The sequence below is a fragment of the Infirmifilum lucidum genome (assembly GCF_014876775.1).
GTDB lineage: Archaea > Thermoproteota > Thermoprotei > Thermofilales > Thermofilaceae > Thermofilum > Thermofilum lucidum.
The window spans coordinates 949,490-970,048 of sequence record NZ_CP062310.1 but is presented as its reverse complement, the minus strand read 5'-3'; the positions used below and the strand labels follow the sequence as shown (position 1 = coordinate 970,048).

Below are 20,559 nucleotides of genomic sequence, written 5' to 3'. Positions count from 1 at the left end.
CTTATTCTTTGAAACTGTTGAGGGTTAGCTGCTCCCCCCTGTGCCACGAGGCACGTAGCCGCTCCACTATGGTCTTGACCCTGTCCTCTGAAAAAGAGTTCTCGTCCACTAGAAAGCGCTCAAGCTCGTCATAAGCTGGTTCTCGAAACTCGAGCGCATAGTCCTCCCTCACTCTCGGGTTCAAAAATATCTCGAGTACTTCCTCGTACTCTGGTATCTTCTCCCTGATGCCCCTCGGTAACCTCTCTATACTCCCGTACGTCTTTATTAGCCGGAGAGCCTTCTTAGGCCCTATACCCTTGATCCCCTCATTGAAGTCTGTCCCTATTAGAATGGCAACCTCTACAAGCTGGCGTCTGGTTATTCCGAGCGCTCTTAGTACGTTCTCGAGCTCGACGAGCTCGGGCTCAAGCCTCCTCGCTACGCCCTTGCTCGGCAGCCACTCCGTACCGGTTAAAGTCAGGTAACGTAGCATGCGGGGCGACCCGTAAAGAAGAGCGTCCCAGTCGAGCGTCGCTACCGCCCACGCGTCGCCCTTCGAGACAATGTAGGCAGCCTGCGCCTCAGCGTCGCTTGGGGCCTCCACGACAGGCCATCCCATGAGTGAGATAAGCTTCTTCGAGCTCTCTATAATCCACTCATCTACCCTCAAGGCCACGACAGCTTTCGAGAAAGCCTTCTCATACTCGCCTCTAGCTAATAGTTCGCGAAGCTCTTTTTCAGCCTTCTCCCTGAGAGCCCTCCTCTTCTCGAGCTCCCGTTGCTTGAGTGGTAGAGGTGGGCCGTCGAAGACGAATATGAACTTGCAGTAGTAGTCCGCGGCGAGCTTCGAAAATCGACTTGCTAGGCCGACTAGATGCGAGGTCACCATCCCATGCCTGTTTCTAAGGGGCTCGCCTTGGAACCCACGTACGAGGGCCAAGAACTGGTATATAGCGTTCAGAGCATCCACTGCCAGCACTTTACCTTTGACCCCTCTGAGCCCGGTCTTGACACGCGGTATTATGGGCGTGAGGCCGGTGCCCACGTTAAGATTTTTCAAGAGGCTACAAATCTACTTTTGGTTATGATTCAAGAGACAAGTTTGAGGGAGGCTGAGAACCTGATCAAGAGCTTGAAAGTAGTGATCCTAGACTTCTATGCTGAGTGGTGTATTCCTTGTAAAGCCGTAGAGGAGATTCTTGAGCAGGTCTTGAGAGTTTTCCGATCCAGGAGTGATATAGCCTTCTTGAGGATAGACGTCGAGAAGGAGAAGGATGCCTTAGGGAGGTTCGAGGTGTACGGCCTTCCCACGGTGATAGTCTTCCAGAATGGTGTAGAAGTAAGGCGTTTCTCTGGAGTACCTAGGAACTTCGGGGTGGAGCTTACAAGGCTTATTAAAAGCCTATCCTCCTAGCAGCTCCTTCAATTCTTTTAGTAGCCCCTTCCTCTCGAGCCTTTGGAGCTCAGTCGATGTATACCTGTAGAGTATGTCGCCCCTCTCCGGCTGAAAGTCCCAGGGTGCTACAAGCACGACGTCGCCCACCTTCATCCACATTCTCTTCTTGAACTTCCCGGGGATCCTGCACAGCCGAACCTTGCCGTCACTGCAGAAAACCCTGGCCCTGTCGAAGCCCAGAAGTTGTTGTATTATGCATAGAATCGACGTCTGGCCATCGGGTAGCGGGATCTCTACCTCTTCTCCACTACTCTCCTCGCTATCTCTACCTTTACTCATATAATGTGTCTAAGCCTCCCTAAGCTTATAAAGGTTTAGGTCTTCTGGGAGGCTTCCTGGCTCTCGCGGAGAACCACCATATTTATTTGTACAATGTCATCCGTGATCGTATTACCCCTGACGTACTTACGCCTCCGCTCACCCTTCTCCTTAGGCCAGTAGCCCGGGGGGCCTGAGAGCAGGAAGTAGCCTTTCCTAGCCCCAGGTATATCGGGCCTCATGGGCTCGCCGGCCCTACCGGAGCCACCCCTTATCTGCAGCTTGACTCCAGGCTTGCCCACGAGAGCCCCGTCAATAATGTCGCCTATTTTAAGCCCTATGAGCCTAGCGGCTTGGTCTCCCTTCAGCTCGACTTGCTCTGCCCTGCCTGTCGAAGGGTCTGAGATCACGACCTTGAACTCTGGCATATGACTCAGCATTCAAGCCTAGGATATACCTAAAAAGTTTTTGCCTGCTCCGCTCATCGCGCGCCCCGTAAAGATTAATTATAAGGATGCAACTTCAATCGATACCGTGGATGGAGATTCTAAAAGCGATTTAGTGAAAGTCAACGTCCGAGTAACACAGAGAGAGTACATGGAGATGAGGAGGATTGTTGAACAAGGCAAGTACTCTTCTATTTCAGAGCTCGTCAGGCATGCCGTCGAGGTGCTCCTTGAAGAATATACTGGGAAGGTATAAGATATGTTTTCTCCCCAGCGGAGTATATCCTCAGCCTTTCCTGGCCAGCAAGTAGTCTCAGAGAGGCTTGGGAGTCGAGACGTACCTCCAGTGCCTTGTAGGACGATAAGTCCATAACCTGGATGAAGTTACCACTACTCGAGACGACAACTGCTTCTGGCAACTCGCTTGCGTGGGCCAGAACTGTTACCCTAGAGGTGAAATTACGGCTCAAGCGGAAGCTGCTGAGGGTATAGTTCTCAAGGTTTAAGAGCTCGACATGCCTCGGAGTAACGTTAACCACGCAGAAAATATTCTCTTTGAATTTAATGACATCTCCTGTCCTAAATCCTGGGAGCAGGAGCCTTATCGTCCTCTTGTACTTTTCCCGTCCGCTATCATCCACGCCTATGAGCTTAGCCGTTTCGAGAACCTCGACGTAAATTTTCCGCGAGAGTGCCTCGGCGACTTTTCTAGCTGCACTGTACTCAGAGAAGTAGATGTCTAGACCTTCTGGTTTTTCTTCCATCTCGACCGGCACAACGCCAGGGTCTTGTGTTGCTAGCTCGGATATACTGTCTTCTACCTGCTTCGAGAGCTCCCGTAGCTCTGACTGTGTGAGTCTCCTACCATGAACTCTTATCTGTATAAGCGCGTTTTTCTTCTTTGATACATGACCTAGACACGTCTCGCAGAGTGTTCTAATAGTTGACACTCTGAGTACGTACTCCTCTGTATACTCGTAACTTAACTCAGGCGATGCCTTACCGGTGACTCTCAATACGAGAAGCGAGAGATCCCTGGAGAGCTCCGCCTCCACGGCGCTTACGCTACCTCTTGCCCTCACGAGCCTCGATGCCTCTCTGACCATCTCTCTTTCAAGCTCTTTCACGTCCGAGTGCCACTTGCCTTTCCTGAACCTTAGCGACCCACAGCTCCTGCAGACCTCTATCTCTAGTTGTTTCACTTTGAGGCTGACAAGCGAGTGCTCTCTGCGGAAACACTCCTCGCACATCCCGTCTACCAGCTTATCCACATGTCTACCGCAAACTGGACACACCAGCACTCTACGCATAACCTACTAGAGCCTATTCGAATGGCACCTTAAAAATCTGTACATGAGGGATACCCCCGACTTCGATCATAGCCTCTGAGACGCTTGGGAAAGTCCTCGCTAGCCGCTCAACGCAAGTCCTGCCGAAAGCTGTTATGCTGTCAGCCCGAGCAAGCATAGCATCGAGTTCGGGGGAGTCTGGGTCTAGTAGATTGTCGCCGAAGAAGCCCTCGGTGAACTTGACCCTTACCCTGCCGTGGTTAACTTCTTTCCCCAGCAGGTCTTCGTCGCACATTGCGAGCAACGTGTATTGACCGCTTGTGTGAACCTTGACGGCTATCCGCCTCACAGCATCCCTCGGTGGAGAATACGCAGAAGAGTAATAAAAATTTAGTCTCACACAACCCTTTTTACTCGGAGCCTCTGGATAATAGGGGGATGATGACGGTTGGTATTTATGACGCGATGAGTGATGACATCAGGGCTGACCTACACTACGATCCTAGATAGCTTGTCCTTTACAACAACACCCTTCTTCTCGACTATGTCGAAGACAAAAATGTCCGGGGGGACTGGACGCCATCTCATCTTCCTTATGAAGAGAGTTCGGTAAAACGTGTTCCTGACTCGCTCGAGGCCTAGCACGAAGACACCTGCAGCCAGGAACTCTTCCACCCCAAAGCGGCTTAGCGCTGTGCTACCCGTCGGTATTTCCGAGACGATAATGTTCGTCGTGCCTATTCTCTTCTCAAGGTTTATTATGAGGCTTTTAATGTACTCACGCGTCCAGGCAACGTCACCTTCATTTACCATCAGCGGGGCTATAGGGTCGATTACTAGCCTCCTAGCCTTTATCCTCGCGGCCTCCTCTAGTATCCCGCTTACAATGGAGCCTACTACGACGTCTGCCGGCTTGTTCTTTAATTTCTCGACAAAGTCGGGCATGAGAGTAAGGACGCTCAGAAGCCTTTGGCTCATCAGCGCCTCAATATCCCAGCCGAAGTCGTAGGCGCCTCTGGCAAAGTCATCGTAATCTTCGTCTACGAGGACGTATATGCCCGGCTCACCCATCATAGCTCCTCTGACCAGGAATGTCATGGAGAACAACGTCTTACCGGTACCGGTCTCGCCCGTGACAAGGTAAGACCTCCCGCGCAGTAGTCCGCCTATTCTTTCGTCGAGCCCCTCTATCCCCGTTTTGACTAGCTCGTACCCCACTCCGCGCCGAGAGCCCTCGATGTGCCGCTCCTGCACTATCTCCTCTTGAATGGGAGCGGATTCTTCTCGATCTTGTCCCTCCTGGAGTTGTTCATGTCTCTTCCGGCTAAACATTAATTTCGAAGATGCAGATGCGATTAATAAGTGATTCGGGAGCTTAACACTATACGCAAGAAGTACCGGAGAGGAATGCTTAGAGTAGGCCTTCTGTACCCGTCTCTCTACCACGTGGCCGCGGACTCGCTGGCCTTCCAGATGCTCTATTACTACTTGAACTCCCAGGACGACGTTGTTGCAGAGCGCTTTGTGCTCGGTAATGACGGGGCCCCCCTGGTAGCTAGCCTTGAGAGCCGCGCTTCTCTAGACTCGTTTGACGTGATAGTCATCTCCGTCCACTACGAGCTGGACTTCGTGAATATTCTGCGGTTCATGCTTGCAGCGGGGGTGCCTCTCAGATCCCGCGATAGAGCCAGGCCGCTGTTCGTAGCCGGAGGCCCTCCTATAATAGCTAACCCAACACCCCTCGCCGACTTCATAGATGTTCTCGCGATTGGGGAAATAGAGGAGATAATGCCCCTCTTACTCGACACTCTTAGGGAGCACCGCGGAGAGAAGAGGGGCATTTTGGAGAAACTTGCCCCCGAGAGAGGCTTCTATGTACCCGAGCTCAACCAAAGCGAGGAGGTCACGTTCACCTACCCCAGGAGTTTGCCGCTGGAGTTCCATCCGGTTGCGCAGTTTCAGCCTTACGGGGATCCTGACTGGAGGCTACGCACGGCCATCGAGACGGCCCGCGGGTGCTTCAGGGGGTGCAAGTTCTGCCTCGAAGGCAGAATATTCAACGTTATGAGGGAGAGGCCTCTAGACGACGTCATTGAAATAGCGCTAAAGGGCCGCGAGGCAAATAAGTCGTCGCTGGTGAAGCTGGTGAGTCTATCGTTCTTCGACCACAGCAGAGCAGAGGCAATCCTCGAGAAACTCCTAGACGAGCACTTCAATTTTTCAGCGCCAAGCCTCAGAGCAGAGACGCTAAATGAGAGAAGGTTAGAGCTGGTGAAGCTCGGGGGCCAGAAAACGATCACGATAGCCCCAGAGACCGGCTCCAAGAAGCTCGCCCTCAGGACGGGCAAGTATATAAGCCTCGAGAGGTCAATAGAGGTCGCATTAACGGCAAAGAGGCTCGGCTTCAGAAGCCTTAAGATCTACCTAATGGTCGGCCTACCGAGCGAGAGCCCAGAAGACCTCGAGGAGACGGCCTCTTACGTGCTCAGGCTCTCGGGTGCAAGCGGTTTTAAGGGCGAGAAAGAGCTCAAGGTAACTATTAGCCCGTTTGTCCCGAAGCCTCACACGCCGCTCCAAGACGAAGCCTTCGTTGGCGTAAAGGAAGCTCGAAAGCGGATACTATACCTCGAGAGGAGGCTGGCTGGAATAGCAGACATCAGAGTATACGATCCGAGGCTCGCCCTAGTACAGACCGTAATCTCCCGAGGCGATCCACACGTTGGAAGAACACTCGCTGAGTGGGCTAGCCTAGGCGGAGGGCTTGGATCATGGCGTAGAGCAGTTGTTAACACAGGCCTAAACCTAGAGAGATACACTGGGAAGCTCGAGCAGCCGCACCCCTGGGACTTTATAAGACTTCACCCACGAGCAATGTGGTTAAGGCTTTAGTAGTCTCTTATACAGGCACTCCCAGAGCGCGCGTGCATACTCAGGCTTTGTATACACTCGGACGGGCGAGTAAACGTAGCTCGCGAGCTTCTCCAGGAGAGTCCCCCCTAGCTCTGATAGCCGCACAACTTCTCCCCCGACTTCGATGAGTATTTTAGAGGGGTCTCTAAACGGCACGAGTTTAGGCCTGTGTAGGAAAACCCATTCGCGCGGCACCGGGCACTGAGACACGGCCTCCTGGAGTTCTTCGTCGCTACCCAACCGCGCTTCAAAAACCATCTGTAACAGTTCCCCCTTGAGGAACATATGAGAAGCCTCGGCGAGCCAGCCCTTCCCAGTAGATGCCGCTTTCATGGCCTCGAGTAGTGCACAATCATCGAAGAAACACCACTTCTCGCTCTTGACAAGCTCCAGAGGTGGTTCAACGAAGCCCTCTTCCACCATTTTCATGTAGATGCGGGCTAAGAGAGCTTCGAGCCCCGCTACGTGTTTATGAAGGTAGACCCTCCGGAAGAGGCTCAGGCGGGTCACGAGTAGGGCCTCGACAGCGACCTCCGCGCCCTGCTCGAAGGCGAGCACCCACTTCCCGTCAACCCTGGCCAACTTCGCGCTACGTAGTATGCGTTCGAGGTCGACCATCCTGTAGGGGAGGCCGAGGTGGTGGGCGTCTCTCAGGAGGTAGTCGAGGCGATCCGCGTCTATCTCGGAGGCTATGATGGGTGAGAGCTTGTGGCGCCCTGTGAGAACTTCGATTAAGTCAAGTAGGTATTCCGAGATGATGTCAGACAGGAGGTTTCTTATCACCTCGAGGCCCAGCGCCTCATGGTCTCCGGGTAGCGCGTGGGAAAATGGGAGATGCCCGACGTCGTGAAGGAGCCCCGCGAGGCGTATTAGTTGTCGCTCGTAGGCGTCGCCGTTCACGGCCGAGGCGTACATTCTGTCAGCTAAGTGCATCGTCCCTATTGAGTGGGCTAGCCGCGTGTGCGTCGCCGAGGGGTATATGTAAAATGCTGGACCAAGTTGCTTTACCCTGTGGAGGCGTGTCAGGGGGCAGCTCTTGATCAGCTCCTCCTCAAGGGGTGTAAGGTCTACAAAACCATGTACCTCGTCGTATATTTCCCTCGCGAATACCATCTCTTTACGTCTGGCAAAGAGCATGCATGGTATTAAGGTTGTCCCTGGCTAAGAAAGTTTATTAGAGTGACGGGGCCTACATAAACTTAGACAGGGCCGGGGTGGCCGAGTGGTCAAGGCGTCGGGCTGCAGTGGTACCTAGCCGGTGAAACCCGATTATTCCCCGGGTTCGAGTCCCGGCCCCGGCTTAATTTTGTTAATTTTAACTGAATTGCCGTTTTTTGTAAAAGGGGGTTATTATTGCATGCCCTGGCTCTTTACTATAGGAAAGAGCTTTAAAAAAGGCGTATCCTCCTCGGAACCGTAAATGAGACAGGCTGGATAGATGCCGATGCTAGCATGTATACCGTGTCTTCAGATGTTAGCTCGACGAGCCCCCTGAGCCCAGTTATGATTGTGTTAGAGTGGATGACTGTTGATGGCTCGTACAGCGAGACTATGAGGGGCAACATTTTGTACTCGCCTGCTGGCACGTCGTAGATTAATAACCCTGCCTCTAGAGCCTTTGAGAGAATCCCGCACCTTGCGTGTTGTGCCTCCGCGGCTCTTCGTAGCATGCCCTCCCGTAATCGCTTCCACCTCTTACAATCAATACAAAGCGCGAGGCCTGTCTTAAAGGCTAAGACATCGACCTCAAACCTCCTACCTTGGAACCTGAACCTCACAGTCCTGTAGGTTCTGTAGCCGGATTCACTCAGAACATGGGATACGAGTTCCTCTAGACTACTCCAGCCAGAGTTGAGAGCCAGGGAAACTATATCGTGGCCCGCTAGCCAGGCCTTCAAGAGTACCCCGCTCAGGCGCTCCCGTATAACGCCGTCTTCAACAGCTATGTTTAGGCTTCTCAGAAGCTCTTCGACGAAGATCCTGTTAATGCCAGTCTCGCGCTCCACTTCTGCTATGCTCACTGTGCCATGCTGGGATAGGTAGCGAGCGATAAAAGCCAGTACTATTTCTGACCTTATATGTGTCAATGTACCATCCTGGCTATACTATTATTGATGCCATCGGAGGGAGTTTGGGCCACCTCTCAGCCGCTTCCTTGGCTAGGGGTCCCCGTATCTCTGTTCCCTTCGGGTCGCCTTCGGGTGTTATGATTACTACGGCATTGTCCTCAAAGGCTATCCAGGTGCCGTCAGCCCTTCTGTAGGGCCTCTTCTGCCTGATAACGATCGCCCTCATGACCTGCTTCCTCAGCTCTGGCTTCCCAGCGCGAATGGAAACTATGACAACATCGCCGACAGCCGCTCCAGGTATCCTCCTCCACACAGCCTTATAGTGGGGAACGCCTATAACCTTTGCCAGAGTGGCCCCGGAGTTATCGGCGACCTTGACGAGGCTCTCCATGAATATGCCCGGCGTCAAGCCGAGCCTATAGGATACTCCTACTGTTTTAGGCCCCCTCTTAGCCATTCAGACCACCCCTAAGCCTTGCCTAACACAACAAAAGATATGGATTTCGCCAGGGGCCTTGTCTCACCTATTATTACCTCGTCCCCAGGCTTAACATCAATGCATGGTGGCACGCGCACATGCTTCTTTGTCCTGCGGCGCTCGTACCTCTTGTACTTCGGGTTATAGTGCAGGTACTCGTGGACAACCACAGCTGCTCTGTTCATCTTCATGTCTTCGACTCTAACCCTGAGTATCTGCCCTCTAACAGGAAGTGTTCCATGCCACGGGCACAGTGGGTCGTTGCATTTCTTCTCCGGAGGGTTGAGGCCTGGAATGCCTACATGCCTCTTAGCCATACTTTACACCAAGCCTGAACACTCTACATTAAGGGCTCTTTTAAAATTTTTGTAACAGTCTACCACCTATGGTACAGCTTTTTAAGCCTCTCTTCAGGCCGGCCAACAAGGTACTTCCCGTCTACGAGAACCTTAGTGCCATCTGGTAGGATGAAACGGAAAACTGCCTGGAATTTCAACACCGTTTTTCTCCCGCCGCCTGGCTCTCCTATGACCAGCGTGTTCTTCGTCTCATCCAGTACAATGCCTCTTATGCCAACTAGGTAAGGGTTCCGCGCCTCGACGACTTCTGCCTGCAAACCTATGAGTTCGTGGCGAAGAATATTCCTCGGGTTAACCCTCATGCTTCTTCATTGCTTCCTCTCTTTCGACGGTAAGTATCATCGCTATTGTCCTCCTTATCTTCCTAATGAGTGCTGTCTTCTCTAGAGAGCCGCGCTTCGCTTGAGCCTTTAATCTCGCCAGCTCTGCTCTTAACTCGGCCAACTTCTTCTTGCGGTCTTCAGGGTTCATGCTCCTTATCTCCTCAATTCTCATCAGGCCTTTAGGCACAACAAACCACCAGCTCTGACCCCTATTAACTTTTACCGGCCTCTTCTGCAGCCATCTGGGGTGCCTTAAACTCTATGTTATCAGGCATCCGTGTGGGCTTCATGATGCGCACTTTAACTCCATACATTCCAAGCTTCAGCAACACATGGACGCATGCCTCCTCCACAAGCTCTTCTCCTGGCTCCCCCGATTTAGGTAGATATCCTCTCGTAAACCTCTCCGTCCTGTGCCTCTGGCTCGTGAGCTTCCCGCTTATCACGACCTCTGCCCCTCTCGCACCAGCAGCCATAATCCTATTCAGTGCAACCATCGCCGCCCTGCGGAACTTTACGCCTCTCGCCAGCGCCCTTGCAATCCTGTAGGCCATTATCTTGGCATTAAGATCCTGGTTTGGCACTTCAACAACGTCGATCTGAGGGTTCTCTAGTCCAAACTCTTTCTCAAGCACCTCTGCTAGGGCCTTTATGTTAGCACCACGCCTGCCTATGACCATACCTGGAACCCCCGCGTAGATTATGACTTTCGTCCCTATGGGTGTCTTGAAGAACTGAGTGTACACATAATTTGCACGCACAAACTGCCTCTGGACGTATTCGTGTAGCATCATGTACTGAATGCCTTGTTTCACAGTCTTACGCGCTATGGACGACATACAACCACCTAAGTCCTCTCTTCAGCTACTATCTCAACGTGAACGAGCTGGTCATAATACGGCGTAGCCCTCCCAAATGCCCTCGGGAGATAATTCCGTATCTTGAAGCTCTGGTGCGCCGCAGCGTGGACAATCCAAAGGTTATCTACGTCTAGCCCCTTGAATTCAGCGTTGTTCTCTAGGTTGTCTAGAAGGCTCAGCAGATTCTTCGCGACCTTAACAGGGTACCTGCCGGATCCACTAATCCCTCTCTTATGTCCTACTTTCCGATAAAACCGCTTGAAGGGTACAGGTCTCTTCATGGAGGCTATTTCCTCCAGAATCCTCCTCGCCTCGCTGAGCTTTTTACCCCTAATCAGTCTTAAAGTCTCCACTGTAGCCTTATACGACATGCTCACGTCTCTCAGCGAAGCTCTAGCCGTTCTCGAAGGATCTAGCTCGACACTATACCGCCACGTAGGCATACCCAACCTCAGTCTCCCACTGAACAACATAATATAAAGGTTTTTCACCGAGATGTACCCCCCATCCTCTGGCCCTCCTTTCCGGGTAATCTGCGTTCTCGACTACCTCAACGGCGATAAAAGGAAAAGAGAATGCTTAAATACCACCCACAAGAATAACACCAGAGCAAAGAGAGTTTGGGCCGGTAGCTCAGCTAGGTAGAGCGGCGGTCGGCTGGAAAACTGGGTCGAAGCTCTTAACCCGTAGTCGCAGCGGCGGTGCCCTGTCGTGGGAATCCGCCGCTCGGCGGAAGTCCCGGGTTCGAATCCCGGCCGGCCCGTAAATTTTTGTGTATTTTAACTGGATAATTGTTTTTTGTGAAAGAGAGTTTACTGTCCACGAGGCGGGTTGGTACGCTAAATGACGAAGTGACGGGAAAGAACCAGCAAGGCCCGGAGAGGCTTCCTACCCCCACCCGAGTCTTACGGCCTGAACTCCCATTTCCACATTTCGCTTGCTAGTTTGCCGTCGTACATGTACTTCGTTATCCTCTTCTCAGCATCAGCAACGCGTTTGTTGTGGAGCGCGAGGAAGTTATTTATTCTCTTCACGAGCTCGGCTTTACACTCGCCGCACAGCAGTTTCCCCGTCTTGCAAGCCCAGTAACGCTCTTCTAACTTCTTGTCGTCCTCCTCGAATAGCAGAGTATACCAGTGGAAGACCGTGCAGACCTCGGGAACACCACCCAATCTGCGCTGCTCCTCTACCGTTGCACGGCCACCGGTATAGGCGTTCATGACCTTCCTCCTGACAGTATCCGGCGGGTCGTTCAGCATTATGGCGGTCTCCGGCTCTGATGCTGACATCTTGCTTTCGGGGCCTGTGAGGCCCCAGGCTAGCTTCGCGAGTAGCTCAGAAGCCTTGAACCTGTTGAGCCTTGGGGCTATGTCTCGCTGAAGCCTGAAGTAAGGATCTTGGTCGATACCGCAGGGTATTAGTGGGCGTTTCTTCTCGAAAAGCGTTGGTACTATCTGTAGAGCCGGGTAGAATATCAACCCTATGCTTGTCTCTCCATCAAAGCCGAAAACTGCCCTAGCAGTTGAAAAGTTTATGTAGCGCGCCACTAGTACTGCAGGCTTGTACATCCTGCCTATGAACTCAGAGTCCCTGAAGATGAAGGTCTTGTCCTCGTTAAAACCCAAAGCAGCAATGTTGAGTATATCCTGCCTAACGTAGGGTTCTACTTCTTCTAGCGAGTCAACCTTCTTCGCGAGAAACTTCTCTTCGTCTGGGATCTCGATGTACGTGTTTACGCCGAATTTCTCCTGAAGCCACTTCGTCATTATGAATGGAACAATGTGCGCTAAGTGCATAGGCGCCTTGCTGGGAGCGCGGCCCGTATACAGGAAAAACCCCCTCTCATTAGCGTAGTCGTCCAGGACTAGATTGAGGTCGCGGTGAGCGAAGAAGAACTTCCTCCGGATCAAAGGGTGCAGATCTCCCGCAAGTCTCCTTATCTGCTCCAGTAGATCATCACTGATCTTCTCCACTCCAAACTCCTCAACGAGTTTATCGTAGTCTATCTTACCCCTAGCCTCCCATGGCGTAATACTATATCCTTCCGAGGACATCCCCAACTCCTAGTACATGTGGATATTTATCTTCTTCGGAAAATTATGCCCCGGCCGGGATTCGAACCCGGGATCCTCGGCTTTCTCTGGCTCCATCACCTCGAAAGGCCGATATCCTCTCGGCCCCCGCGCGGGCTGACCGGGCTAGACGACCGGGGCTCGCGAGATACTGAATAGGAGATAATAGATAAACCTTCCGCTACTCCTAACTGGAAAAGTGCCTTTAAGCTACTCGAGAAAGTGCTGTACATGTTGGAAGCCTGTCACCGCGTTACATAGTCTTACTGCAGAAATCGGCTTCGGAGAGCCTAAGAGGAGGCGAGGCTTGAAAAGCCTTGCAAAGGGCGCGGAACCCCACCGGGTAGGCCACCAAACCTTCTCTTACGAAGCACAGTTAGGTCGGCTAAAAAACGTAGATTGAGCGCCGGGGCCGGGATTCGAACCCGGGCACCCTCAGGGGGGTAATGGCTTTCTGAGGACTCCAGGCCATCGCCTTGGTCCGCTCGGCCACCCCGGCTACTCTCCACTCTAGAGTTTTAGAATGTTGTAGATATAAAGACATCGCTCTCGCATGTTCCTTTTTCCTGCCCCAGGTTCTAGTGTATGGAGGCATTATACGATTATATTTCGAGCATCATAAGTTGTGATTAGGGCTAAAACGGTGTAATTTGTAAATTTAGTTGCTGATTAGAGAAAACGTCTGGAGGTTTATGTCTATCGAGGAAATATTTCACCAGTACTTGGACTCTAAGGTATTCAGGGATAGGGAGAAGTTACTACCAGACTACGTGCCTGAGGAACTGCCGCACAGGGATGAACAAATCGTCACGCTGGCAAAGGTTCTCGCACCAGCTCTCACAGGATCCCGTCCATCCAACGTGTTCATATACGGGTTGACAGGCACTGGGAAGACTGCTGTTACTAAGTACGTGCTTAGAAAGATTAGGGAAAAAGCTCAGCACAAGGTGGACTATGTTTACATCAATTGCCGTCAGAACAACACTAGCTACCGTGTGCTCGCCGAACTAGCGAAGCACCTGGGCGTGAAGGTTCCATTCACGGGCCTAGCCCTGGGGGAGGTTATGAAGAGGCTTGTTCAAGGCCTTGAACGCCACCGGGGTATAATTGTAGTAGTTCTGGACGAAGTTGACAACCTTGTCAAGAGGAACGGTGACGATGTACTATACTTCTTGACGCGTGTAAACGAGGAGCTGACAAGCTCTAAGGTTAGCGTCATAGGCATAACAAACGACTTGAAGTTCACAGAGTTCCTCGATGCACGTGTAAAGAGTAGCCTTGGAGAAGAGGAGCTCGTCTTCCCGCCCTACAATGCGGTGCAGCTCGAAGACATTTTAAGGCGTAGAGCCCGGGAGGCCTTGAAGGATGGCGTCGTCGACGATGAAGTACTGAAGAAAGTTGCGGCTATAGCTGCTAGGCAGAACGGAGACTGTCGGTTAGCGCTTGACATCCTCTTGAAGGCTGCTGATATTGCAGACAGAGAGGGAGCTGATAAGATAACCCAAGTGCACGTTGACAAGGCCAGGAACGAGATAGAGAAGAACTTGGCAGTAGATATTATAAAGACAATGCCGCTACACGTGAAGCTCGTCCTAGCATCTATCTACCTCCTATCAAGGGACAATAGCTCAAGAATGATAACTACAGGCCTGATCTACGACAAATACAAGGAGCTGGCCTCGAAGCTCGGCATGGAGCCTGTGACTTCGCGCAGGATAAGCGATATTATAAATGAACTAGACATTGTGGGGATTATAAATGCCAGGGTTATAAGTCTCGGCCGCTACGGCAGAACCAAAGTCGTATCAATAGGTGTGCCGCTGAAGAATGTAGAAGAGGGGCTGGCATCAGACTCCATACTAAAGACTCTATTTGGCATTGGCTAAGTCAAGTCTCCACATGCGCAGAATATCTCGTGTAGCATGTCGTAAAGCTCTTCCAGTCCCTTCCCAGTAGTCGCGGAGACGAGAGGCACTCGGGTCGCGAGCCTGTAGTCGTTAAGCAGGTCTAGAATCCTCTCCGAGATCTCACCTATGACCCCCTCGCTCTCCCTGCTAAGTTCTAGCCGTAGGCGCTCATCGTCCCTAAGGATCTCACCCTCTTCCACGGCGTCGGCCTTGTTTATCACCGGTATAACGTCCACCCCAAGTCTTAAACTGGTAAGCAAAGACAGGAGCTTGAGGGACACGATGTCCTGGGCCTTACGCATAAGTGTCGGATCCAAAATTACGACACCTATTATGTGGCCCGCCTTCTTGAACTTCTCCACGAACCTGGGGCCAAACTCTCTAAACAAGAAGAGCTCCATTTGGCCGGGGGTATCGACTAGAACATATGGAGCCGGGAGTTTAGAGGCCCTCTCGAGGATATCGTCGAGGTATTTACACGCTATTTCGATGCTTTTGATTAGCGCCCCGTTGGGTCCGAGACCGTACTTCTTCATGACTTCCTCGACAGTTACGTACTGGCGGATATCTATGTCGGGCCTGTAGGGCAGATACTCCACTCCTGGGTCGAGGTTCACATACGCCGCTGGCGTAACCATCCTGCTCCACAGCCACTTGCCGAACGCTGCAGTCAGCGAAGTCTTCCCACTACCAGCTGGACCAATGAAGAGGACAACACTCTTCATAGCACTCCTGAAGCGGGTATACATAGGGCGTAGAAAAAGTTTAATGCATGCAGGTAGAATAGATTCCAGAAAGCGCCGGGGTGGCCGAGCGGACTAAGGCGGTGGACTCGAGATCTCCACGTGAAATCCACTGCCCCTCTGAGGGTGCCCGGGTTCGAATCCCGGCCCCGGCGCTCAATCTACGTTTTTAGCCGAATATGAGGTTTTGCTGTTTAAGTGCTTAAACGCCTGGGAAGTGGTGTGGTAGGAGTAGCTCCATTAAGCCTAAGAGGCTGGCCACGCCACGTGCCTTAGTAGCCCGGGCGCCGCTGGAGAAATAGAGGCCTACAAGCCACACCGGAAAAGGTTCCTATAGAACTCTCTCTAATGCATCCAGCATCCTCTTAGATACGTCGTCTGTTAGACGGCCTTCCCACTCAACAACTTCGACCCTCGAGAAGCCAAATCCCCTGAGAGCCTCGCCGAGCTTCTTCCCCCCAGTGCCGCTCCAGCCGTAAGGAGAGAGCACTAGGAACGAGAGCTTTTTCCTGTACGAGAACTTTTCACAGATGATCCCTAAAAGATATCTCATCAAGGGTTGGACTTCCGATTCATATGTCGACGCGCCGACAACGACAATCTTAGACCTGCTTATGCTCTCTAGCACGTCTCCCATGCTTGCCCGTGCCTTGTCTGTAAATTTATACACGTTGACTTTTAATCCTCTCTCTTTAAGAGCCTTCTCCACGAGCTGAGCCGCAGACTCGACGTTGCCGTACATAGAGACATAGACTATCGTTGCCTCACCGCCTAATTCTTCGCCAGCAAGGTTGGCATAGAGCTTGAGCACCTGATCCACGTTCCTCCTCCATATGGTGCCGTGTCCAGGCGCGATTATCTGCGGCCTCACGCCAAGCTTGTTCAGTTTCTCCAAAGCCTTGCTCACGAAAGGCGCATAGTGGCCTATCACGGTGGCGAAGTACTTCCTAGCCGCCCGCTCGAGCCCCGTAAAGTCTGCCTGGTCGTCGAAAAGAGGTGGGAGTGAGTAGCTACCGAAGGCGTCACATGACAGGAGTACTCCCTCATCCTCAAGATAGGTGACGGCCGTCTCGGGCCAGTGGAGCCATGGGGTGTGGATGAACCTAGCTTTAACTCCGAAGTCAGCAACAGCGCCGTCCTGTAATGGTTTGAATCTTCTAACGCCGTAGAAGCTTGAAAGCATTCTACCTGCGAGTGGGTGCCCCAGGAACACTGCCTTTTCGCTCACCCTTGCTATCTCCGGGATGCTCCCAGAGTGGTCGGGCTCTACATGGTGGACGACGACTTCCGTAATGCCTCGTGGGTCAATAACCTTCCCAATACTCTCGAGGAGTAGCTGGGAGTACTCTGCTTTCCAGCCGTCGAAGAGCACGACGTGGTCTTCTTTCACGAGTAAATACGCGTTATAAGAGATTTTCTCGGGGATCTCCCACAGAGCCTCGAAGAACTCTATATTCGCGTCATCTACGCGTAGGACGTAGAGGTCATCTGTAACCCTCTCAATATACGTCTTAATACCCACAGATGTATTGGTAGGCTCGCCCTACTAATTTTTATTGTCTGTAGTTGGAGAGTAGGAAAGATCTTAGGGGCAGAGTCCGGGCGCAAGGAAACAAAAAATTATATCTGTGTTTTAGGTTAGAGGGGGGTTGGGGTTGGCTATGGCGCAGGAAATGCCTCCTCAAATAAGAAACGCTATTGAAATTCTCAAGCAGATTGCCGATGATAGGGGTGTCCCGAGGAATATTAGAAGAGTTGCAACAGAGTCTATTGAGATTCTAATGGACGCGAAGATGTCTACAGGGCTGCGTGCGGCAACCGTGATATCCAAGTTAGACGAAATCTCGACAGATCCCAACATGCCGCTGTTTGCGCGCACGAAAATCTGGCAGGTAACGTCCCTTCTGGAGCAGGTCAAAGATTAATGAGCGTGCGAAGACTGCCCACGGGTAGCATTGTATACGGTAACCTGCCCCGAGGCTGTAGGCTCTGCCAAGAGGGGCTAAAAACAGTTATTTTTCTGACTGGTTTGTGCCCGCTCCGATGTTTCTACTGCCCCCTAGGCGCTGAGAGGAAAAACAGAGACGTCATATTCGTCAACGAGGCGAACACGGACGAGCCTAGGCTGGTGGAGGTAACAGTATTCGAGGTTCTAAGGTCTGCCTCGAGAGGGGCTAGCCTCACGGGTGGCGAGCCACTGGTACAGCTCAAGAGGGCCGTCGAGGTAATAAGGGGACTAAAGGAGAGGTTTGGCGCGAGCTTTCACATACACCTTTACACGAGTGGTGTCCCGCTTACGCGAGAGGCTGTGCAGAGCCTCGCCGACGCAGGGCTCGACGAGCTGAGGATCCACGCACCCTTCGATATCCTGGAGGATAGGCTCAAACTCGTAAGAGAGTACAACGACAAACTAGACCTAGGACTCGAGTACCCCTCTCTCCCTGGCGGAGAAGAGGCTCTCGCCAAAGTGATAGATCTAGCTGAGAAGTACGAGCTCCAGTTTGTGAACCTGAACGAGCTCGAGTTCACAGAGACCAACTACTCCTCCCTCCTGCTCAGGGGCTACAGGATGAAGAAAGACTACAGGAGCGCCCGAAGCAGCAGAGGCACAGCGCTAAAAGTCATACAAATGGCCGAGAAGAAGATGTACAGCGTAGCCGTACACTTCTGCCCAGTAGCAGTCAAAGACTACCAGCAGACAGGCCTCCGTTACTACCGAACTGCTACACTCGTCTCAAAACCCCACCAACTCGTGACAGACGAAGGCACCACGCTTGAACTAGAATACACCGAGCTCAAGCACGAGGCCGGTGAGGTTGCACACTACTACCCTCCAGGCGTGCTCCATTTCTTCTTGATCGATATCATGAGCCGTGGGAGAGTGGTCGAAAGAGCGCCACTTCTAAACTGGATGAGCGTTGAGGAGACACCCGTCTAGTCTAACAAGCGGTATTAGGTAATTCCAGGCAGTTGAAGGCTCGAGGAGTGCTCGGGGCGCATGGATATGCCTCTCTTATCAGGCAAACCTTCACTTTACAAATAACGAAAAAATGATGCCGGGGCCGGGATTCGAACCCGGGGCCTCTCGGTCTTCAGCCGAGCGCTCTCCCAGCTGAGCTACCCCGGCTTTGTTTTTGCCTTGCCCGTACCGTTATTTGTTACAAAGGGCAATATTTAAGCATTCTCTCTATTCCATAGGCAGCTCCGCCAAGCGTTAAGGCAAAACGGGCAGACTGGCAGACCCTCTTTTGCAAAACACGATAAAATATGGGCCCGCCGGGATTCGAACCCGGGATCTCCGCCGATCTTAAGCTTTTAGCCTTGTAAGGGCGACATCCTAACCGCTAGACCACGGGCCCTGGTATTTATGCTATCACGAGATGCTATAAAAGTTTTAGCTCGGACGGGCGTATCCTTTAAATTGAGTGCCTTCTTTAGTATGTGGGCACTATGAGTGTTGTCTCGCCTTCCGACTACCTCAAGGAGAGGGTTAGAGAGTACCTGGCTAGGGTTGCCGAGGTAGCAGGTCTAAGCCTCGATCTGAGTGCTGTGGAGGTTCGCAGACCGCTCAGGCAATACGGCGATGTCTCCGTGCCGCTTTTCAAATTGTACAAGGAGGCAGGCCTTCCGGCGGAGACCATCCGCGAGAGGATTAGTAGGGTTCTGGGCAGCGTTGGGCATTCCATGCTTACGCCGAGGGGAATAGTGAACGATTACCTGAACTTGGAGGTCAATATCAGAGAGTACGCTCCAGTTGTTATTGACTCCATCCTGAGCCTGGGCGTCCGGTACGGCAGTGTTCCAAGCGAGGAGGAGGAGAGGATTATAGTAGAGTTCGTGAGTGCCAATCCCATTCACCCCCTGCATGTTGGCCACTTGAGGAACGCTGTACTTGGAGAAGCCTTAGTCAGGCTTTTGAAATCCCGCGGCCACGACGTTAGATCCCACTTTTACGTCGATGATGTCGGGTTACAAGTGGCATATGCCGTGTATGGCTTCAAGCATGTGAAAGAGGCGCAAGGAAAAGAGAAGCCAGATCACTTTGTAGGTGCAGTGTACACCATGGTAAATTTGCTCGTCGAGGTTAGGAAACTGAAGGAGTCAGTCTCCAGGGAGAATGACCCTAAGCGCATAGCAGAGCTTAACAGTAAGATAGACGAGTACGTTGCCAGGCTGAAAGATTACAGCGAAAAGTATCCAGACGTGTTCAACAAGCTCGCCGATGTGATAATGCACAGCGCCGATCCTGAAGGCGAGATAAGGGCGATAAACAGGGGTTACGAGGAAGGCGGGCCTTGGGCTGTGAAGCTAACTCGTGAAACAATAAACACGTGTCTTGAGGGAATAAAGCAGACTCTGGAGAGGCTCGGGGTGGCTTTCGATAGTTGGGACTGGGAGAGCGAGATCACCGTTTGGAGTGGCGCTACGGAAGAGGTTGTTGAAAAACTAGCCGAAACAGGACTTGTGGAGAAGAGGGATGGAGCACTGGTCTTTCGGGCAGACCTCCTGGCGGAGTCCAACGAGGTTCGCGAGGCGGCGGCGATCCCTCCAGGCTTCTCTGTAACACCATTAACCCTCAAGAGATCCGACGGCACCACCCTCTATACTACGAGAGATATAGCGTACTCCATCTGGAAGCTAGCTAGGGCAGACAAGGTCATAAACGTCATAGCAACACAGCAGAGCCTGGCACAGGCTCAGCTAAGACTCGCCCTCTATGCCCTGGGCTACCGCGATATTGGTAGGAGGTTGGTACACTATGCCTACGAGATGGTTGTCCTACCTGGAGTGAGAATGACTAGCAGGAAGGGTGTGTACGTCAGTGCCGACGAAATATTACAGGAGGCGGTGGACAGGGCGCGCGAGGAGATAAGGAAGAGAGGGCTAGGTAGTGAGAAGGATGCAGAGAAGATAGGAGTAGGAGCTTTGAAATTCTTCTTCTTGAGCCAAACTCCCAGCCGAACTATTACCTTTAGCTGGGAGCGTGTCCTGGATTTCGAGCAGAACAGCGGGCCCTTCGTGCAGTACTCCTACGTTAGGGCGCTGAGCATACTTAGAAAAGCGGAGGAGCAAGGTATAGCTAGTGCTAAGGGTGACCCAAGCCTCCTCGGAGAAGAAGAAAAACCAGTGGTACTACTCCTCGGAGAGTTCCCATCAGTGGTGAGGAGCGCGGCCGAGAGCCTAAGGCCTGACCTAGTTACATCGTACCTCAACAATCTGGCGGTAGAGTTCAATAAGTACTACGATACAACTCCCGTGCTTAAAGCCCCGGAGGGGAAGCGTGAGGCAAGGCTCATGCTAGTAAAGTCAGTCGCGCAGACTTTGGCCAATGGAATGTACCTACTCGGGATTGAGCCGCCCGAGCGCATGTAGCTAAACAATATATTGTGCCATATTGTGGTGTTGG

24 protein-coding genes and 7 tRNA genes are annotated in these 20,559 nt (G+C 52.3%); 10 read left to right on the top strand and 21 right to left on the bottom strand.

From position 1 onward, the window contains the following. Position 1 precedes the first annotated feature (1 nt). Positions 2–1,027: a flap endonuclease-1 gene (gene fen, locus IG193_RS05455; protein WP_192818193.1), complete on the bottom strand. Its 1,026-nt coding sequence runs from the start codon at positions 1,025–1,027 to the stop codon at positions 2–4. A 39-nt stretch (positions 1,028–1,066) separates the two neighbouring features. On the opposite strand from fen, the gene IG193_RS05450 reads away from it, so the two are divergent. Continuing rightward, positions 1,067–1,396 (top strand): thioredoxin family protein, encoded by a 330-nt coding sequence (locus IG193_RS05450; RefSeq protein WP_192818192.1) that lies wholly within the window; start codon positions 1,067–1,069, stop codon positions 1,394–1,396. On the opposite strand, the gene IG193_RS05445 is transcribed toward IG193_RS05450, so the two are convergent. Continuing rightward, a complete protein-coding gene (locus IG193_RS05445) occupies positions 1,385–1,717 on the bottom strand; it encodes a translation initiation factor aIF-1A (RefSeq protein ID WP_192818191.1) in 333 nt (110 codons plus the stop codon). The two genes, IG193_RS05450 and IG193_RS05445, sit on opposite strands and share 12 nt — an antisense overlap. Positions 1,718–1,752: 35 nt before the next feature. Further along, the gene (locus tag IG193_RS05440; protein WP_192818190.1) at positions 1,753–2,124 is read right to left on the bottom strand and encodes a 30S ribosomal protein S6e; all 372 of its coding nucleotides are present in this window, start codon (positions 2,122–2,124) and stop codon (positions 1,753–1,755) included. A gap of 106 nt (positions 2,125–2,230) precedes the next feature. Here IG193_RS05440 and IG193_RS05435 point away from each other — a divergent pair, with 106 nt between their 5' ends. Further along, entirely contained in the window at positions 2,231–2,398 is a 168-nt protein-coding gene (locus tag IG193_RS05435; protein ID WP_192818189.1) for a ribbon-helix-helix domain-containing protein, read from the top strand. Here the strand turns inward: IG193_RS05435 and IG193_RS05430 are convergent. From IG193_RS05430 to IG193_RS05420, 3 genes are all read right to left on the bottom strand, one after another. Then, a complete protein-coding gene (locus IG193_RS05430; protein ID WP_192818188.1) occupies positions 2,349–3,452 on the bottom strand; it encodes an NMD3-related protein in 1,104 nt (367 codons plus the stop codon). The genes IG193_RS05435 and IG193_RS05430 overlap by 50 nt on opposite strands. A 13-nt stretch (positions 3,453–3,465) precedes the next feature. After that, entirely contained in the window at positions 3,466–3,780 is a 315-nt protein-coding gene (locus IG193_RS05425; RefSeq protein WP_192818187.1) for a DUF424 family protein, read from the bottom strand. A 140-nt stretch (positions 3,781–3,920) separates the two neighbouring features. Then, positions 3,921–4,763, bottom strand: coding sequence for an ATPase domain-containing protein (locus IG193_RS05420; RefSeq protein WP_192818186.1), 843 nt, complete (start codon positions 4,761–4,763; stop codon positions 3,921–3,923). A gap of 30 nt (positions 4,764–4,793) precedes the next feature. Here IG193_RS05420 and IG193_RS05415 point away from each other — a divergent pair, with 30 nt between their 5' ends. Next, the gene (locus tag IG193_RS05415) at positions 4,794–6,320 is read left to right on the top strand and encodes a radical SAM protein (RefSeq protein WP_192818185.1); all 1,527 of its coding nucleotides are present in this window, start codon (positions 4,794–4,796) and stop codon (positions 6,318–6,320) included. On the opposite strand, the gene IG193_RS05410 is transcribed toward IG193_RS05415, so the two are convergent. Then, complete coding sequence (locus IG193_RS05410; RefSeq protein WP_192818184.1) at positions 6,309–7,454, bottom strand: HD domain-containing protein; 1,146 nt, start codon at positions 7,452–7,454, stop codon at positions 6,309–6,311. The genes IG193_RS05415 and IG193_RS05410 overlap by 12 nt on opposite strands. Positions 7,455–7,549: 95 nt before the next feature. On the opposite strand from IG193_RS05410, the gene IG193_RS05405 reads away from it, so the two are divergent. Further along, positions 7,550–7,642: transfer RNA gene (locus IG193_RS05405), tRNA-Cys, on the top strand. An 87-nt stretch (positions 7,643–7,729) separates the two neighbouring features. On the opposite strand, the gene IG193_RS05400 is transcribed toward IG193_RS05405, so the two are convergent. The 7 genes from IG193_RS05400 to IG193_RS05370 all read right to left on the bottom strand — a co-directional run bounded on the left by IG193_RS05400 (position 7,730) and on the right by IG193_RS05370 (position 10,873). Then, positions 7,730–8,362, bottom strand: coding sequence for a PDDEXK family nuclease (locus tag IG193_RS05400; protein ID WP_192818183.1), 633 nt, complete (start codon positions 8,360–8,362; stop codon positions 7,730–7,732). Between the two features lie 79 nt (positions 8,363–8,441). Beyond that, positions 8,442–8,867, bottom strand: a complete 426-nt coding sequence (gene rpl14p, locus IG193_RS05395) for a 50S ribosomal protein L14 (RefSeq protein ID WP_192818182.1) — start codon at positions 8,865–8,867, stop codon at positions 8,442–8,444. Between the two features lie 11 nt (positions 8,868–8,878). Further along, positions 8,879–9,205 (bottom strand): 30S ribosomal protein S17, encoded by a 327-nt coding sequence (locus IG193_RS05390; protein WP_192818181.1) that lies wholly within the window; start codon positions 9,203–9,205, stop codon positions 8,879–8,881. 59 nt (positions 9,206–9,264) lie between these two features. Then, the gene (gene rnp1, locus IG193_RS05385; RefSeq protein ID WP_192818180.1) at positions 9,265–9,549 is read right to left on the bottom strand and encodes a ribonuclease P protein component 1; all 285 of its coding nucleotides are present in this window, start codon (positions 9,547–9,549) and stop codon (positions 9,265–9,267) included. Continuing rightward, positions 9,539–9,757, bottom strand: coding sequence for a 50S ribosomal protein L29 (rpmC, locus tag IG193_RS05380; protein ID WP_225876051.1), 219 nt, complete (start codon positions 9,755–9,757; stop codon positions 9,539–9,541). The genes rnp1 and rpmC overlap by 11 nt, the downstream gene beginning before the upstream one ends. 25 nt (positions 9,758–9,782) lie before the next feature. Then, positions 9,783–10,409, bottom strand: a complete 627-nt coding sequence (locus tag IG193_RS05375; protein ID WP_192818179.1) for a 30S ribosomal protein S3 — start codon at positions 10,407–10,409, stop codon at positions 9,783–9,785. A gap of 8 nt (positions 10,410–10,417) precedes the next feature. Then, positions 10,418–10,873 carry a 50S ribosomal protein L22 gene (locus tag IG193_RS05370; RefSeq protein WP_192818178.1) on the bottom strand — a complete coding sequence of 152 codons (456 nt, stop codon included), beginning with the start codon at positions 10,871–10,873 and terminating at the stop codon, positions 10,418–10,420. A 179-nt stretch (positions 10,874–11,052) separates the two neighbouring features. Between IG193_RS05370 and IG193_RS05365 the strand changes: the two genes are divergently transcribed. Then, positions 11,053–11,193, top strand: a tRNA-Lys gene (locus IG193_RS05365). A 142-nt stretch (positions 11,194–11,335) separates the two neighbouring features. Here IG193_RS05365 and IG193_RS05360 read toward each other — a convergent pair. The 3 genes from IG193_RS05360 to IG193_RS05350 form a co-directional block, all read right to left on the bottom strand. Next, positions 11,336–12,484: a tryptophan--tRNA ligase gene (locus tag IG193_RS05360; RefSeq protein WP_192818177.1), complete on the bottom strand. Its 1,149-nt coding sequence runs from the start codon at positions 12,482–12,484 to the stop codon at positions 11,336–11,338. Positions 12,485–12,530: 46 nt separating this feature from the next. Then, positions 12,531–12,643 (bottom strand) — tRNA-Glu (locus tag IG193_RS05355). A gap of 263 nt (positions 12,644–12,906) precedes the next feature. Beyond that, a tRNA-Ser gene (locus tag IG193_RS05350) sits at positions 12,907–13,001 on the bottom strand. 193 nt (positions 13,002–13,194) lie between these two features. On the opposite strand from IG193_RS05350, the gene IG193_RS05345 reads away from it, so the two are divergent. Continuing rightward, a complete protein-coding gene (locus IG193_RS05345; protein ID WP_192818176.1) occupies positions 13,195–14,388 on the top strand; it encodes a Cdc6/Cdc18 family protein in 1,194 nt (397 codons plus the stop codon). Here IG193_RS05345 and IG193_RS05340 read toward each other — a convergent pair. Then, positions 14,385–15,134 (bottom strand): ATP/GTP-binding protein, encoded by a 750-nt coding sequence (locus IG193_RS05340; protein WP_192818175.1) that lies wholly within the window; start codon positions 15,132–15,134, stop codon positions 14,385–14,387. The two genes, IG193_RS05345 and IG193_RS05340, sit on opposite strands and share 4 nt — an antisense overlap. 74 nt (positions 15,135–15,208) lie before the next feature. Here IG193_RS05340 and IG193_RS05335 point away from each other — a divergent pair. Then, positions 15,209–15,307, top strand: a tRNA-Ser gene (locus IG193_RS05335). Positions 15,308–15,483: 176 nt separating this feature from the next. Here the strand turns inward: IG193_RS05335 and IG193_RS05330 are convergent. Beyond that, positions 15,484–16,674, bottom strand: coding sequence for an FprA family A-type flavoprotein (locus tag IG193_RS05330; protein WP_192818174.1), 1,191 nt, complete (start codon positions 16,672–16,674; stop codon positions 15,484–15,486). A gap of 127 nt (positions 16,675–16,801) precedes the next feature. Between IG193_RS05330 and IG193_RS05325 the strand changes: the two genes are divergently transcribed. Both IG193_RS05325 and IG193_RS05320 read left to right on the top strand, forming a co-directional pair. Then, positions 16,802–17,077: a UPF0147 family protein gene (locus IG193_RS05325; RefSeq protein WP_225876050.1), complete on the top strand. Its 276-nt coding sequence runs from the start codon at positions 16,802–16,804 to the stop codon at positions 17,075–17,077. Then, positions 17,077–18,090, top strand: a complete 1,014-nt coding sequence (locus tag IG193_RS05320) for a radical SAM protein (protein WP_192818173.1) — start codon at positions 17,077–17,079, stop codon at positions 18,088–18,090. The genes IG193_RS05325 and IG193_RS05320 overlap by 1 nt, the downstream gene beginning before the upstream one ends. A gap of 116 nt (positions 18,091–18,206) precedes the next feature. Here IG193_RS05320 and IG193_RS05315 read toward each other — a convergent pair. Both IG193_RS05315 and IG193_RS05310 read right to left on the bottom strand, forming a co-directional pair. Next, positions 18,207–18,279 (bottom strand) — tRNA-Phe (locus IG193_RS05315). 141 nt (positions 18,280–18,420) lie between these two features. After that, a tRNA-Val gene (locus IG193_RS05310) sits at positions 18,421–18,511 on the bottom strand. A gap of 91 nt (positions 18,512–18,602) precedes the next feature. On the opposite strand from IG193_RS05310, the gene IG193_RS05305 reads away from it, so the two are divergent. Continuing rightward, positions 18,603–20,525, top strand: coding sequence for an arginine--tRNA ligase (locus tag IG193_RS05305; RefSeq protein WP_192818172.1), 1,923 nt, complete (start codon positions 18,603–18,605; stop codon positions 20,523–20,525). Positions 20,526–20,559 lie beyond the last annotated feature (34 nt).